Here is a 15265-nt window from a genome sequence, read left to right as displayed (position 1 = left end):
TATTATATTAAAGTACACCGGAAGGAATGTCAACAGTTTCTGCAAAAAACTTTATTGGTCTTCAAATTTCTTTTGAGATAAGAAATCGCTGCAGAAATTTAACCGGTCAGCCAGCGTCTATTCAACTTTATATTTGCTCAAAAAAAAGAACCCGCTCATTAATCAGCGGGTTCTACAAATTATTCCTCGTCTTCTTCAGGAGATTCTTCCACTTCGTCTACATTCTCATTAGCGACAATTTCATCTTCCGCATAAACGTCTGCTTCAGCACTTTCTTCAATGCTTTCTTCAATCAGCTCGTCTTCGGCACCTTCATCGGTGTCTTCCGGAAGTTCGATGTCTTTTTTCACTTTCGCGACAGTCGCGACAATTTCTTCCTCTCCTAAACGGATGAGGCGAACTCCTTGTGTGCTTCTGCCTGTGGTCGAAATATCGTTGACATCCATACGGATCAGAATGCCATTTACTGTAATCAGCATGATATCTTCTGTTCCGTTAACTGTCCGCACAGCCACAAGCGGCCCATTTTTATCAGTGATCTGGGCGGTTTTGATGCCCATTCCGCCTCTCGATTGGACACGGTACTCCGATTCTTTTGTCTGTTTTCCGTATCCTTTCTCGGTAATTACCAGTACATTGTCATTCGGATCCAAGATCTCCATGCCGACGACTGCATCTCCTTCACGCAGACGGATGCCACGTACACCGCTGGCTGTCCGGCCCATGCTCCGGATATCCGTTTCAGGGAAGCGGATCAATGCACCATTTCTTGTGCCGATCACTATTTCTTTATTGCCATCGGTCAATTTAACGGAAATCAATTCGTCTTCTTCCCTTAAGTTGATGGCAATCAAGCCGTTTTGCCGGATATTGGCGTAGCTGTCCAACGGTGTCCGTTTGCTGACGCCTTCGCGTGTAGTGAAGAAGAAAAAGGCATCTTCTTTGAATTTTTCAACACGGATAACAGCTGTCACTTTCTCGTTCTTACCGATTTCCAGTAAATTGACGAGCGGAAGACCTTTGGCTGTCCGACCGTATTCAGGAATCTGGTATCCTTTTTTGCGATAAACCTTCCCTTTATTGGTAAAGAACAAAATCGTGTCATGAGTCGAGGTATAAAGCAGGTGCTCAACGAAATCGTCTTCGTTGGTGCCCATTCCCTGCACTCCTCGCCCACCGCGTTTTTGGCTGCGATACGTGTTCGCTGGCAACCGTTTAATATAACCATTATGAGTCAATGTCAAAACGGAATCTTCTCTTGGAATCAAGTCTTCGTCTTCGATCATTTCCGCTCCGCCGCCTGTGATTTCTGTTCGGCGGTCATCTTTGAAGCGCTCTTTCACTTCAAGCAGCTCTTCGCGAATAATTTCAAGTATCCGGTATTCGTTGGCCAGGATGTCACGAAGTTCATCCATTAACTTAACCAGTCCCTGATATTCATCTTCTATTTTGTCACGTTCCAACCCCGTTAAGCGCTGGAGACGCATATCCAGAATCGCCTGCGATTGGCGTTCCGAAAGGTTGAAATCATTCATTAAACCGTTACGTGCTTCTTCGGTTGTCTGTGAGCCTCGGATCAATGCGATGATTGCATCAATATGGTCGAGCGCAATGCGCAAACCTTCCAGGATATGTGCACGGTCTTCGGCTTTGGTCAATTCAAACTGCGTCCGGCGACGGATCACTACTTTTTGGTGTTCCAAGTAATGATAAAGAACATCTTTTAAGCCCAGTACTTTCGGGTGGCCATCTACAAGCGCCAGCATATTAATCCCGAAGCTGGTTTGCATAGCGGTTTGTTTGTATAGGTTATTCAATAAGACATTCGCGCTCGCATCTCTTCTTACTTCAATGACGATCCGCATGCCGTTTCGGTCGGATTCGTCACGCAGATCGGTAATGCCATCAATTTTCTTATCACGCACCAGCTCCGCGATTTTCTCGATCAATCGGGCTTTGTTCACCTGGTAAGGGATTTCATTGACGATAATTACTTCTTTGCCGTTCGGTTTTGTTTCAATTTCCACTACCGCCCGGATCATAATAGACCCTTTACCCGTTTCATAGGCTCTGCGGATACCGCTCCGTCCGAGAATAATTCCGCCTGTCGGGAAATCCGGGCCGGGGATGTACTCCATTAGCTCTTCTGTTGTAATTGCTGGGTTATCAGCCAACGCCAAAACACCATCGATCGTTTCGCCCAAGTGATGCGGGGGGATATTGGTGGCCATCCCGACCGCAATCCCTGAAGTTCCGTTGACCAGCAAATTAGGGAACCGGCTGGGCAAAACAACCGGTTCTTTTTCTTGCCCATCGTAGTTTTCCTGATAATCAATTGTATTTTTATTTAAATCACGCAGCAATTCCATGGAGATCTTCGACATTTTCGATTCCGTGTAACGCATGGCAGCTGCTGAATCTCCGTCCACTGACCCGAAATTCCCGTGGCCATCCACCAACATGTAGCGGTAACTGAAATCCTGAGCCATACGAACCATCGTTTCATAAACGGCACTGTCACCATGGGGATGGTATTTACCGATTACATCCCCAACGATCCGTGCTGATTTTTTGTACCCTTTGTCCGCTGTGATTCCCAGATCATGCATTGCGTAAAGGATCCGGCGATGTACAGGTTTCAAGCCATCACGTACATCCGGCAAGGCACGGGATACGATTACACTCATCGCGTAATCCAAAAATGACGTACGCATCTCCGTGCTGATATTTATTTCTTCTACTCCGCTGCTTGGCCGTTCCGCCATATCCGCAGCCTCCTCTCAACCTTAATCCATTAAATATCCAGATTTTTAACGTATCTTGCGTTTTCTTCGATAAAGTTCCGGCGAGGCTCCACATCGTCCCCCATCAAAATATGGAAAGTTTCATCTGCCAGCATGGCATCATTCAACGTCACCTGCAGCAATGTCCGAACATCGGGGTCCATTGTCGTATCCCATAATTGAGTGGCGTTCATTTCCCCTAAACCTTTGTAACGCTGAATATTCGGTTTCGGCGAGTTGGATAATCTCCCAAGAGCTTCCTGCAGTTGATCGTCTGTATAGACGTATTCCACATGCTTCCCTTGTTTGATCTGGAACAATGGCGGCTGGGCAATATAAATATAACCGGCTTCAATCAATGGACGCATATAACGGAAAAAGAATGTCAGCAGCAATGTCCGGATGTGAGCGCCGTCCACATCCGCATCTGTCATGATGACAACTTTATGATAGCGTGCTTTATTCAAATTGAATTCTTCGCCGATTCCTGTACCAAGCGCGGTAATGATGTTGCGGATCTCAGCATTGGATAAAATTTTATCCAGACGGGCTTTCTCGACGTTGAGAATTTTCCCGCGAAGAGGCAAAATCGCTTGGAAATGGCGGTCACGCCCTGATTTTGCAGATCCTCCTGCTGAGTCACCCTCTACAATATAAATTTCACTGATTTCCGGATCCCGGGAAGAGCAGTCCGCCAGTTTACCCGGAAGGCTGGATACTTCAAGAACCGATTTTCGACGGGTAAATTCACGGGCTTTTTTTGCTGCCATACGAGCATGTGAAGCCATGATCCCTTTTTCAACGATTTTCCGTGAAACCGCTGGATTTTCCAGAAGAAAGCGTTCAAATCCTCCAGAAAAAAGGTTATTGACGATTGTGCTGACTTCCGTATTCCCCAGTTTCGTTTTTGTTTGGCCTTCAAACTGTGGATCCGGGTGTTTTACTGAAATGATGGCAGTCAGACCCTCCCGCACATCGTCGCCTGTTAAATTTGGATCCTGATCTTTCAACTGGCCGTTTTTCCGTGCATAGTCATTGATGACACGTGTCAAAGCCGTTTTAAAGCCCGATTCGTGCGTGCCGCCTTCGTGTGTATTGATATTATTGGCAAATGAAAAGATGTTTGCTGCGAAACCTGCATTGTATTGCATGGCCACTTCAACAGAAATCCCTTCTCTTTCCGCTTCGACAAAAATAGCTTCCGCATGGAGAGGCTCTTTGGATTTGTTCAAATGTTCAACGTAGGATTTGATTCCGCCTTCGAAGTGGTAAGTATTTTCTTTCTCTTCGCCTTCGCGCGCATCTTTCACGGTAATCTTTAAGCCACGGTTCAAATAAGCAAGTTCGCGCAATCGATGATCGAGAATGTCATACTCATAAACCGTCGTTTCCTTGAAGATTTCAGCATCTGCTTTAAAGCGGATCATCGTTCCGGTGTGGTCAGAATCGCCAATCACATTCAACTCTTCCGTTACGGCGCCCCGCTCGAATTTAATATAATGCCTTTTGCCATCACGATTTACATATACTTCAGTCACTTCTGACAAAGCGTTGACCACGGAAGCCCCAACGCCATGGAGTCCGCCGGACACTTTATAGCCGCCGCCACCGAACTTACCACCTGCATGCAACACAGTCATGATGACTTCAACTGCCGGACGCCCCATTTTTTCCTGCATGCCTACCGGGATTCCTCGTCCATTATCTTCCACAGAAATCCAATTGTCTTTTTCAATTGTCACTTTGATTTCATCGCAATGGCCTGCCAATGCTTCATCAATGCTGTTATCGACAATTTCCCAGACCAAATGATGAAGCCCTCTCGCGCCGGTCGAACCGATATACATCCCCGGTCTTTTCCGAACAGCTTCCAAACCTTCAAGAACTTGAATTTGACTTGCTTCGTACGATTGCTGAAGATTGTTTTCTTCCATCGTCACACTGTTCACCTACTCTTCCTTACAACATTTCTATTACCAAAAAACTTACCGTGCTGTACTTTGTCATTCCTTGACCGTTCCTTGGGACACTTCGAAAATCCGTGCATTTTGGATGGTGTCATGCTGTATGCCTTCCACGCTGGTCGTTGTAACAAAAGTCTGGACCGAGCCCTTGATCGTATTCAACAAATGCGATTGCCTGAAATCATCCAGTTCAGACAACACATCGTCCAACAGCAATACAGGGGCTTCGCCCACTTCTTGTTTGATCAGTTCAATTTCCGCCAGTTTGAGGGACAAAGCGGTCGTTCTTTGCTGTCCCTGGGAACCGAAAGTCTGGACATCATATCCATTCACCATGAACTGCAGTTCGTCTCTATGGGGACCTACAAGAGTCACTCCTCGCTCTAATTCCCGTTTTCGTACTTCAACCAGTTTCTGTCCTAAAAAAGACGCCATTTCTTCAGGCGTCCACTCGGGTCTTAAACCGCTGATGGGGCGATAGCGGATTTGAAGTTGTTCCAGCCCACGGGATATCCCATGATGGATCGGCTCTGCCCATTGCTGCAGAAGTTCCATGAATTGATAGCGTTTCTGAATAATTTTTACGGCTGCTTCGATAAATTGATCCGTATAGACATCAAACATGACATCATCAATTGATGGCTTGCCGTAGTTTTGTTTCAATATATGATTTCGCTGTTTTAAAAGTTTTTGATAAGTCACCAGATCATGCAAATAAACAGGTGAAATCTGGCCAATTTCCATATCGATAAAACGCCGGCGGACTTGCGGGCTTCCTTTTACCAGGTGCAGGTCTTCGGGTGCAAACATCACTACATTCAATTGACCGACATAATCACTGAGTTTTCTTTGTTCCAGATGGTTGACTTTCGCCTTTTTGCCTTTTTTCGACAACGAAATTTCAAGAGGAAGTTTCCCGTATTTCCGATGCACATCAGCTTTTATTTTACCATAATCCGCATCCCAGCGTATTAATTCTTTATCGTTTGAAGTTCGATGTGATTTCGCCATGGATAAGACATATAAAGATTCCATGATATTTGTTTTGCCTTGAGCATTTTCACCGATGAATACATTGATTTCCGGAGAAAAAGCCAAGTCCAATGTTTCGTAATTCCGATAATTGGTAAGTTCGAGACGGTCAATCCGCATCGAAGTCCATGCCTTCAGCAGTGACTATCTGAATTTCACCGACTTCGGGGATGTTGACAATGTCTTCGGGACGAAGCTTGCGTCCTCTCCGATTTTCCAATTCCCCATTGACATATACCTCATGCTCTTCCAGGAACCATTTGGCCATTCCTCCAGAACTGATGGTATCGGTCATCTTAAGCAATTGGCCAAGCGTGATAAATTCTGTTTCAATCCCTATTTCTTTCACAATGCACTCATCCTTCAATTCGTAGTCTATCCCTCTATTTTACCTTATTTGGGGTCAGAAGTAAAAAGGATAGCCTTTATGGCTATCCTCGAATGTCTTTTCAATTTTTAATAGGTTCGGACAGGAAGAATCAGCTGAAGAATGGAATCATCCAATGCCGATTTCAATATAAACGGGCGCATGGCTCCGGCAAATTGAATAATGACGTCTTGGCCGTCAATCGCCTTCAAGGCATCCATCATAAACTTGGCACTGAACGAAATCTTCAATTCTTCTCCATCAATATTCTGAGCCTGGATCTGTTCTTCAACTTTCCCGACTTCAGGTGAATTTGAAGATACTTCCACTTCGCTGCTTGTATTAGTGGAAAAACGAACTACGTTATTGCGTTCTTCTCTGGCCAATAGTGAAGCCCGATCGATGGCTTGCAGAAGTGAACGGCCATTGACAGTTACTTGCGTTTTGTAATCAGACGGTATCAACCGGGAAGTATCCGGGTAATTGCCTTCCAGTAAACGCGAGAAAAACAAAATATGTTTTGCTTTGAATAATACCTGCTGATTGGTCATGACGATTTCCACTGGATCTGAAGTGTCGTCCAAAATCCGGTTTAGTTCCGTTAAGCTTTTCCCTGGAATGACGACACTGTATTCGTCTTCCGGAAGAGTCTCTAATTTTGTTTTGCGTCTGGCTAACCGATGACTGTCTGTAGCTACGCAAACCAATTCTCCGTCTTTCACTTCCCAGTGTACTCCTGTCAGAACCGGACGTGTTTCCGAACTCGAAACAGCGAATACTGTTTCCCGGTTGATGGTTTTCAATAAATCGGCAGGAATGGTAAACAGCCGATCATCTTGAATATCCGGGAGCTGCGGATAATCCATGGCATCTAAACCGATTAAATGGAATTCTGACTTTCCTGAACGGATATGCGTTTGAAAATTGCCTGTGATTTCGATTTCCACATCATTGGTTGGCAGTTTGCGGATGATTTCCCCAAATACTTTCGCTTGCAGGACGATGCTTCCTCCCTGAGCGATTTGGATAATCTGTTCCCCATCTTCTTCTGCCGGTATGAATGTTTGGATGGTGATATCAGAATCACTTCCGGTTAAACTCATGCCTTCTGAAGAAACGTCCATTTTGATACCAGTCAAAATCGGAATGGTCGTCTTTGAACTGACTGCTTTCATCACATCGTTTAATCCTTCAACTAATCGCTCACGTTTTATCTCGAATTTCATTCTCGAACCTCGCTTATATATATATTTTGTTTAAGATCTTTAAAGTAATAATAGTAGTAGGGGCTGTGAATTTGTGGATAAGTCTTTTCCAGTCAATAAAAGCAGCTTATCCACATGTAGACAGACTGTGCATAAACTGCTGTAAAATAAACCGGGTTATCCACAGATCTTTAAGACTTCCCTAATGTACTTCTGATGTCTTTGACATCCTGCTGGAGCTGTTGGTTGTCTTTCAGCATCTTTGAAATCTTTTCATGGGCATGAATGACGGTCGTATGATCGCGGCCACCGAATTCTTCTCCGATTTTAGGCAAAGAGAAATCCGTCATTTCCCTGGACAAATACATCGCAACCTGCCGTGGATAAGCAATGTCTTTTGTCCGCCGCTTTGTCTTGAAATCTTCAATTTTAATGTTGAACTGTTCGCCGACAGCATGTTGGATATCCAGAATCGTTATGACTTTCGGCTTTGAATTCGGCATGATGTCTTTCAGCGCTTCGGCTGCCAACTCCCCGCTCATGTCGCGGTTGATCAAAGAAGAGTATGCAACCACTCGGATCAAGGCACCTTCCAGTTCGCGGATATTCGAATCAATAGAATTGGCAATGTACATCATGACATCATTCGGGATATCGAGTCCATCCGCTTTTGCTTTTTTCCGCAGAATGGCAATCCTCGTTTCCAGGTCTGGGGGTGTGATATCCGTGATCAATCCCCATTCGAAGCGGGATCTGAGGCGGTCTTCCAGTGTCGGAATCTCTTTTGGCGGACGATCGCTTGAGATGATGATTTGTTTCGACTCTTCATGAAGTGTGTTGAATGTATGGAAAAATTCTTCCTGTGTCTGTTCTTTGCCGGCCAAAAATTGAATATCATCAATCAGTAAAATATCGACGTTCCGGTATTTATTGCGGAAATCGACCGTTTGGTTGTCACGGATTGAGTTGATGAATTCGTTGGTGAATTTTTCCGAAGACAAATAAACCACTTTGGCATTCGGATTGTGTTCCAGGACATAATGTCCGATGGCGTGCATTAAATGTGTCTTCCCAAGTCCTACTCCTCCATAGATAAACAGCGGGTTGTATGCTTTGGCAGGCGCTTCCGCTACGGCTAATGATGCTGCATGGGCAAAACGGTTGCCTGACCCGATGACAAACGTATCGAATGTGTACTTCGGATTGAGCATACCCGGCAAAAACTCCTGTTGGCCGTTTTGTCCCGGCTTTACACGAGGCGCTGGAAGCTGAAAATCATCCATGTCCTGGTCTTTGGGCACGACAAATTTTATCAAAAGGTCATCGCCAGTCAGATCTGACAAAATGCCAGTAATTAAATGCACGTAATGGTTTTCCAACCAATCACGTGCAAATGAATTTGGCGCTGATATGGTGACTGTATCATTTTGATAAGATAGAAGTTTTGTCGATTTCAACCATGTTTCAAAACTAGGCTTGGAGATTTTCGTTTCAACTTGGGCTAAGACACTCGACCAAAGTTCGTCTAAGTGTTCCAATAGCTTTTCTCCTTTATATGTAATATTTTATAAGTATATCATACACAAAACCACAGCTTGTGGATAACAATTGCAAACAGGGTGGTGAATAACTATCCACACCTTATACACAAAATGTGGATAACTTTTTAGGTAAGGAAATTATCAACAAGTGAAAACAAGTTAATGTTACCAAAAAACATTAGACAACACAAGCATGGATTCTACTTATCCACACACTCCGTTTTAATCACAATTCAACTGTCCACAGCAGGTTTACATGTGAAAAAGCTGTCGATAAGGGCTGTGGATAATATTTTTTGGACCAAAAAAGCTGCACAGGATTTTCAGCGAAATTTGTAGCTGGTGTGGATAACATGAGCGGCTGAAGGAAGAAAGAAATTCATTTAGACATTGACATTTTGAAGGGTCCAACTATATAATAGTCAAGACTGTCTTTAAGAAGTACTCAACTCTCATTCAGGAGGTGTCATATATGTCATTGCGCACATACCAACCAAATACACGTAAACACAGCAAAGTACACGGCTTCCGAGCACGTATGAGCACGAAAAATGGACGCAGAGTAATTGCTGCACGCCGTCGCAAAGGAAGAAAAGTATTATCAGCTTAAGTCCACTGACCGCATCAGTGGTCTTTTTTTCTTTTCTGCCGGGAAACCGGCAGAAATGAACCAAAAAAAGCAGGTGAAAAAATGAACAAGCATCAACGGATCAAAAAGAATATTGAATTTCAACGCGTTTTCAAAAAAGGAAAGTCATATGCGAATCGTCAATTCATCGTTTATATGTTGAAAAGCGATCAACCGGAGTTTCGCCTGGGCTTGTCCGTCAGCAAAAAAGTGGGAAACGCAGTTACGAGAAACCGCATCAAACGGTATATAAGGCAATCGTTCCTGGAATTGAAGGACGATTTGGTGCCGAATGCGGATTATGTTATTATCGCCAGACAACAGGCGGCCACAATGGATTTTCACGAAAGTAAGAAAAGTTTGGAACATGTATTGAAAATCGCCCGCGCTTTGCCTAAGAAGTAGCAAGCTGCGTTACAGGAATGGTATTATAGAAGTAATTGAAAAGAAGTTTGGGGGAAGAAGATTGAATAAACGAATAGTATTGCTGCTCTCATTGACAGCGGTTACTTTACTGCTGGCAGGCTGTATGGAATTCGATCAGCCCATCAGTGATGAAAGCGAAGGGTTTTGGAACCAGTTCATAGTTTGGCCGCTCGTTTCAGCGATCACCTACTTTAAAGATTTGCTGGGAACTTACGGCCTTGGAATTATTGCCGTCACGATCATCATCCGTTTGGTATTGCTTCCATTGATGATCAAGCAGACGCGCAGCTCAAAAAGGATGCAGGAAATTCAGCCGGAATTGGCTAAGTTAAAAGAGAAGTACAAATCCAAAGACGCGCAGACACAGCAGAAGTATCAGCAGGAAATGATGGCTATGTTCCAGGAGAAAGGCGTCAACCCAATGGCGGGCTGTCTTCCGGTATTGATCCAAATGCCGATACTGATCGGTTTCTACCATGCCATCAGCCGGATGAACGCGACTCCGGAAATCGACCTGGGGACATTCTTAATTTTCCCGCTGGCCGAACCAAGCATTATCCTCGCAGTAGTTGCAGGTCTCATGCAATTGCTTGTATTGCGCACAGGCCCAGCAATGGATAACCCGCAAATGAAAGCCATGATGTATTTTATGCCGGTCATGATTGTCGGATTCGGGATTATCCTGCCATCCGCATTAACGCTTTACTGGGTAATCGGGAATATCATTTCTCTTATCCAAAACATGTTTATTTATCGTCCGTGGGAGAAAAAGGAAGTGCAACAACCTGTTAAAACGAAAGCAGGAGGGGCTAAAAAGTGAAACAGATTACGCAAACGGGTACAACTGTTGAAAACGCGATATCTGCAGCATTAGAAAAACTCCAAGTAACACGTGAAGAAGTAAGCATTACGGTTTTGCAGCAAGAGAAAAAAGGGTTTCTGGGCTTTGGTGCCAAACAGGCTGAAGTGGAAGTGACGCTGAACACGCCGGAACCGGCGCCAGTGGAAGAACAGCAGTTGGAAACAACTACCACTGGTTCAGCTGAAGCAGAAACAGCAGTGGTGCAAGAACAGGAAAAAGTGGAGGAAGCGGAAGAAATTCCGGTTGTTTCCAATGACCGAGCGATAGAAGAAACGATTAAGTATATTCAAATGATAGCTGAAGGCATGAAGATTGAAGATTTACGGATCACGCATGAACAAAAAGGCAAACAGGTCAATTTTTACCTGGAAAGCGAAAAAGTAGCTATGCTGATCGGCAAAAGAGGACAAACTCTGAATTCCCTTCAACAGCTGGCCCAGCTTGTAGCCAATAAATATTCGAACCAGTTTATGATGGTTCAGCTGGATGCTGAAAACTATCGTGAACGGCGGCAGGAAACGCTCGAGCAGCTGGCGGACCGAATGGCGGACAAAGCGATCCGGACCGGCAGCCGCGTTCAATTTGAACCGATGCCTTCCTATGAAAGAAAAGTCATTCACCAGGCATTGTCGAGAAGACTGGACATTGATACCCATTCAGAAGGAAAAGATCCGAACCGTTATTTGGTCATCGAACCGCACAGATAAGAGATTCGCCCTCCCGGCGGGTCTTTTTTTGTGGCCGCAGAATAATTTTTTCTTTCTGTGAAGTACTGTGCCTTTTGATTTAATGGGATTTATGCTAATGTAATATGTTAGAAAGTCATGTGCATTTTCTGGTTGTCCACATGTGGACAACTTTTTTAAAGCCTTTAATTATGAATGTAGTGATTTGCGGATCGACTACTGTGAATAGACGAACAAACGATAGAGACAGAATGGGTATTGCGCTCAAAAGCGAGTCGCTGCAGAGCTCTAACATGCAGGTTCTCTGCTTTTGTGTTAAGCGCTTGCTCGTTTCTTACTTTAGGAGGGAACAATATGGAATTCGATACAATCGCTGCGATTTCCACGCCAAGCGGTGAAGGCGCCATTGCGATTGTCCGCTTGAGTGGGCCGGAAGCTATTGGCATCGCAGATAAATTATTCCGTGCCCCCGGCGGCAGGCCATTGGCTTCCCAGCCCACCCACACCATCCATTACGGTCATTTGGAAGACCCAACGACTGGTGAAGTGGCAGAAGAAGTAATGGTGTCGTTTATGAAAGGGCCGAAAACATTCACGCGTGAAGACGTGATCGAGATAAATTGTCATGGTGGAATTGTATCGGTCAACCGCGTGCTGCAATTGGTACTGCAGGCCGGCGCCAGGCTGGCAGAACCCGGTGAATTTACAAAACGTGCTTTCTTGAATGGCCGCATCGACTTATCGCAGGCCGAAGCCGTCATGGATTTGATCCGAGCAAAAACAGACCGTGCCATGGATGTGGCATTAGGCCAGATGGAAGGCCGGCTGTCGAAGCTGATCAGCACATTGCGTCAGGCTCTGCTCGAGTCGATCGCTCAAATGGAAGTGAACATCGATTATCCGGAATATGATGATGTGGAAGAAATGACACGTCCAATGATGCTGGAAAAAGCAGAATGGGTGCGTGCAGAAATTGAAAAATTGCTGCAGACTTCTTCCCAGGGGAAAATCTTGAGAGAAGGACTCTCTACTGTTATTGTCGGGCGTCCAAACGTCGGAAAATCCTCTTTACTGAACAGTTTGGTTCACGAAAACAAAGCCATTGTCACTGAAATAGCAGGAACGACCCGTGATATAATTGAAGAGTACGTCAACGTCCGCGGAGTGCCGCTTCGCCTGGTGGATACTGCCGGGATCCGGGAAACTGAAGATATAGTGGAACGGATTGGTGTGGAACGTTCGCGAAAAGTATTGAAGGAAGCCGATTTGATCCTTTATGTGCTGAATTATTCGGAAGCATTGACAGCAGAAGACGAGTTGTTGTTTGAAGCTGTAAAGGATATGAATTATATTGTAGTCATCAACAAAACCGATCTGCCGCAAGGAATTGATCTGGAACAGGTTCAGCAACTGGCCGGCAGTAAACGGATGGTGACCACTTCTTTAATAGAAGAAGAAGGCATCGATCAGTTGGAAGAAGCCATTGCCGCGTTGTTTTTTGAAGGGGAAATCGAAGCCGGGGATATGACATATGTGTCGAATGCCAGACATATTTCGCTGCTGCATCAGGCACATAAAACCATTTCGGATGCCATCGGTGCAGCTGAAATGGATGTACCTGTCGATATGATCCAAATTGATGTTACTCGAACGTGGGAAATACTAGGGGAAATCATCGGCGATACAGCTGACGATGGACTCCTGAACCAGTTATTCTCCCAGTTCTGTTTAGGGAAATAAAATTCGAAGGGAATGAACGAACATGCCAAAATTTGAAGCAGGCACGTTCGATGTCATCGTTGTGGGAGCGGGGCATGCAGGAGCGGAAGCCGCTCTTGCTTCCGCTCGTATGGGTGCCAAAACACTTGTATTAACGATGAATCTGGATATGATCGCGTTTATGCCATGCAACCCATCCATTGGAGGGCCGGCAAAAGGCATTGTCGTGCGCGAAATTGACGCACTCGGTGGAGCAATGGGACGCGTAATCGATAAAACACACATTCAAATGAGAATGTTGAATACAGCTAAAGGACCGGCTGTCCGCGCATTGCGTGCTCAAGCCGATAAAGTGCTTTATCAGCAGGAAATGAAGCGATTGATGGAAGACGAAGACAATTTAACACTGCATCAGGGTGTCGTAGAGAAACTGATCGTGGAAGATGGAACCGTAAAAGGGCTGGAAACACAGGCCGGCGGAATTTACCGTGCCCAATCAGTGGTCATTACGACCGGAACGTTTCTTCGCGGAGAAATTATCATCGGAGATTTGCGTTATTCAAGTGGTCCGAACAATCAACAGCCATCCATTAAACTGGCGGAAAACCTGGAACAGCTGGGTTTTGAAACGGTCCGTTTTAAAACCGGAACACCGCCGCGGGTCAACAGCAAAAGCATTGACTACTCCCAGACTGAGATTCAGCCAGGAGACGATGTACCGCGTGCGTTCAGCTTTGAAACGACGGAATTTATCCTGGATCAGTTGCCGTGCTGGCTGACTTACACTACCGGGAAAACCCATCAGATCATTGATGAGAACTTGCATCTTTCACCGATGTATTCCGGTATGGCCAAAGGGACAGGTCCAAGATACTGCCCATCAATTGAAGACAAAATTGTCCGTTTCAGCGACAAACCGCGACATCAGATTTTTCTGGAACCAGAAGGCCGTAATACGAGCGAGGTTTACGTACAAGGGCTTTCAACCAGTTTGCCTGAACATGTGCAGCGTCAGCTTCTGGAATCGATTCCAGGGCTTGAGAAAGCGGAAATGATGCGTGCAGGTTATGCCATTGAGTACGATGCCATCGTACCGACTCAGTTATGGCCGACACTGGAGTCCAAGCAGATCGTGAATTTATATACAGCAGGCCAAATCAACGGCACATCCGGATACGAAGAAGCGGCGGGACAAGGCTTGATGGCGGGCATCAATGCGGCAGCAAAAGTGCTGGGCAAAGAAGAAGTGATTTTAAGCCGTTCGGAAGCTTATATTGGAGTGCTGATTGATGACCTGGTGACAAAAGGGACAAGCGAACCTTACCGTTTGCTGACTTCGCGCGCTGAATATCGCCTCTTACTGCGCCACGACAATGCAGATATGCGTCTGACAGATCTCGGGTACAGAATCGGCATGGTCAAGGAAGACCGTTATGCGAAGTTTTTGACGAAAAAAGATTTGATTGAAGAAGAAATCAAACGCTTGAGAAAAATGATGATCAAACCAAACGAACAAACGCAGCAGTTGATCCAAGAAGCGGGCGGAAGCGAATTGAAAGACGGCATCCGCGCAGCAGATCTGCTGAAGCGTCCGGAAATGACTTATGATATGATTGCTCAGTTGACAGCTTCCGAAGTGGAGTTGGCAGATGAAGTGAAAGAACAGGTGGAAATTCATATCAAATATGAAGGATACATCGAGAAATCACTTCAGCAAGTCGATAAACTGAAGAAAATGGAAAACAAAAAAATACCTGAAGACATCGATTATCATGCAATTTCAGGCCTGGCGACAGAAGCGAGAGGAAAATTGGCGGAAGTCCGTCCGCTTTCCATTGCGCAGGCGTCACGGATTTCCGGGGTAAACCCTGCTGACATTTCTATTCTTTTGGTGTATATTGAACAGGGAAGAATTGCAAAAGTTTCGGTTTAAAAGGATAAATTATAAATGGGCTGGCGTAGACCAGTCCTTTTTACATAGGAAATACATGGGCTGAACTTTCTTCGGCTCCGTATTTGCTACGCAGCAGCATAGCGATACAGAGACAGAAG

Annotated in this window: 12 protein-coding genes; 6 read left to right on the top strand and 6 right to left on the bottom strand. The window is 45.2% G+C overall.

From position 1 onward, the window contains the following. Nucleotides 1-179: 179 nt before the first annotated feature. The 6 genes from gyrA to dnaA form a co-directional block, all read right to left on the bottom strand. Complete coding sequence (gene gyrA / locus EEX84_RS08270; RefSeq protein ID WP_123165138.1) at nucleotides 180-2765, bottom strand: DNA gyrase subunit A; 2586 nt, start codon at nucleotides 2763-2765, stop codon at nucleotides 180-182. A 29-nt stretch (nucleotides 2766-2794) separates the two neighbouring features. Then, entirely contained in the window at nucleotides 2795-4717 is a 1923-nt protein-coding gene (gene gyrB / locus EEX84_RS08265; RefSeq protein WP_192892938.1) for a DNA topoisomerase (ATP-hydrolyzing) subunit B, read from the bottom strand. Nucleotides 4718-4786: 69 nt separating this feature from the next. Beyond that, entirely contained in the window at nucleotides 4787-5899 is a 1113-nt protein-coding gene (gene recF / locus EEX84_RS08260; protein ID WP_123165137.1) for a DNA replication/repair protein RecF, read from the bottom strand. Further along, complete coding sequence (yaaA, locus tag EEX84_RS08255) at nucleotides 5889-6128, bottom strand: S4 domain-containing protein YaaA (protein WP_123165136.1); 240 nt, start codon at nucleotides 6126-6128, stop codon at nucleotides 5889-5891. Before yaaA ends, recF begins: the two co-directional genes overlap by 11 nt. 107 nt (nucleotides 6129-6235) lie before the next feature. Then, entirely contained in the window at nucleotides 6236-7372 is a 1137-nt protein-coding gene (gene dnaN, locus EEX84_RS08250; RefSeq protein WP_123165135.1) for a DNA polymerase III subunit beta, read from the bottom strand. Nucleotides 7373-7542: 170 nt separating this feature from the next. Then, nucleotides 7543-8889, bottom strand: a complete 1347-nt coding sequence (gene dnaA, locus EEX84_RS08245; protein ID WP_123165134.1) for a chromosomal replication initiator protein DnaA — start codon at nucleotides 8887-8889, stop codon at nucleotides 7543-7545. Between the two features lie 475 nt (nucleotides 8890-9364). Here dnaA and rpmH point away from each other — a divergent pair, with 475 nt between their 5' ends. The 6 genes from rpmH to mnmG all read left to right on the top strand — a co-directional run bounded on the left by rpmH (nucleotide 9365) and on the right by mnmG (nucleotide 15146). After that, the gene (rpmH, locus tag EEX84_RS08240; RefSeq protein WP_123165133.1) at nucleotides 9365-9502 is read left to right on the top strand and encodes a 50S ribosomal protein L34; all 138 of its coding nucleotides are present in this window, start codon (nucleotides 9365-9367) and stop codon (nucleotides 9500-9502) included. 81 nt (nucleotides 9503-9583) lie between these two features. Continuing rightward, nucleotides 9584-9925, top strand: a complete 342-nt coding sequence (gene rnpA, locus EEX84_RS08235; RefSeq protein WP_123165132.1) for a ribonuclease P protein component — start codon at nucleotides 9584-9586, stop codon at nucleotides 9923-9925. Nucleotides 9926-9986: 61 nt separating this feature from the next. Beyond that, nucleotides 9987-10766, top strand: coding sequence for a membrane protein insertase YidC (yidC, locus tag EEX84_RS08230; RefSeq protein WP_123165131.1), 780 nt, complete (start codon nucleotides 9987-9989; stop codon nucleotides 10764-10766). Beyond that, a complete protein-coding gene (gene jag / locus EEX84_RS08225; protein WP_123165130.1) occupies nucleotides 10763-11515 on the top strand; it encodes an RNA-binding cell elongation regulator Jag/EloR in 753 nt (250 codons plus the stop codon). Before yidC ends, jag begins: the two co-directional genes overlap by 4 nt. Before the next feature lie 333 nt (nucleotides 11516-11848). After that, nucleotides 11849-13234 carry a tRNA uridine-5-carboxymethylaminomethyl(34) synthesis GTPase MnmE gene (mnmE, locus tag EEX84_RS08220; protein ID WP_123165129.1) on the top strand — a complete coding sequence of 462 codons (1386 nt, stop codon included), beginning with the start codon at nucleotides 11849-11851 and terminating at the stop codon, nucleotides 13232-13234. 22 nt (nucleotides 13235-13256) lie between these two features. After that, nucleotides 13257-15146, top strand: a complete 1890-nt coding sequence (gene mnmG, locus EEX84_RS08215) for a tRNA uridine-5-carboxymethylaminomethyl(34) synthesis enzyme MnmG (protein ID WP_123165128.1) — start codon at nucleotides 13257-13259, stop codon at nucleotides 15144-15146. The last annotated feature ends 119 nt before the right edge of the window (nucleotides 15147-15265 follow it).

Source organism: Planococcus salinus, assembly GCF_003719725.1.
GTDB classification, from domain to species: Bacteria; Bacillota; Bacilli; order Bacillales_A; family Planococcaceae; genus Planococcus; species Planococcus salinus.
Note: the sequence above shows the minus strand (reverse complement) of the source record. Positions and strands in the feature narration are given on the sequence as shown.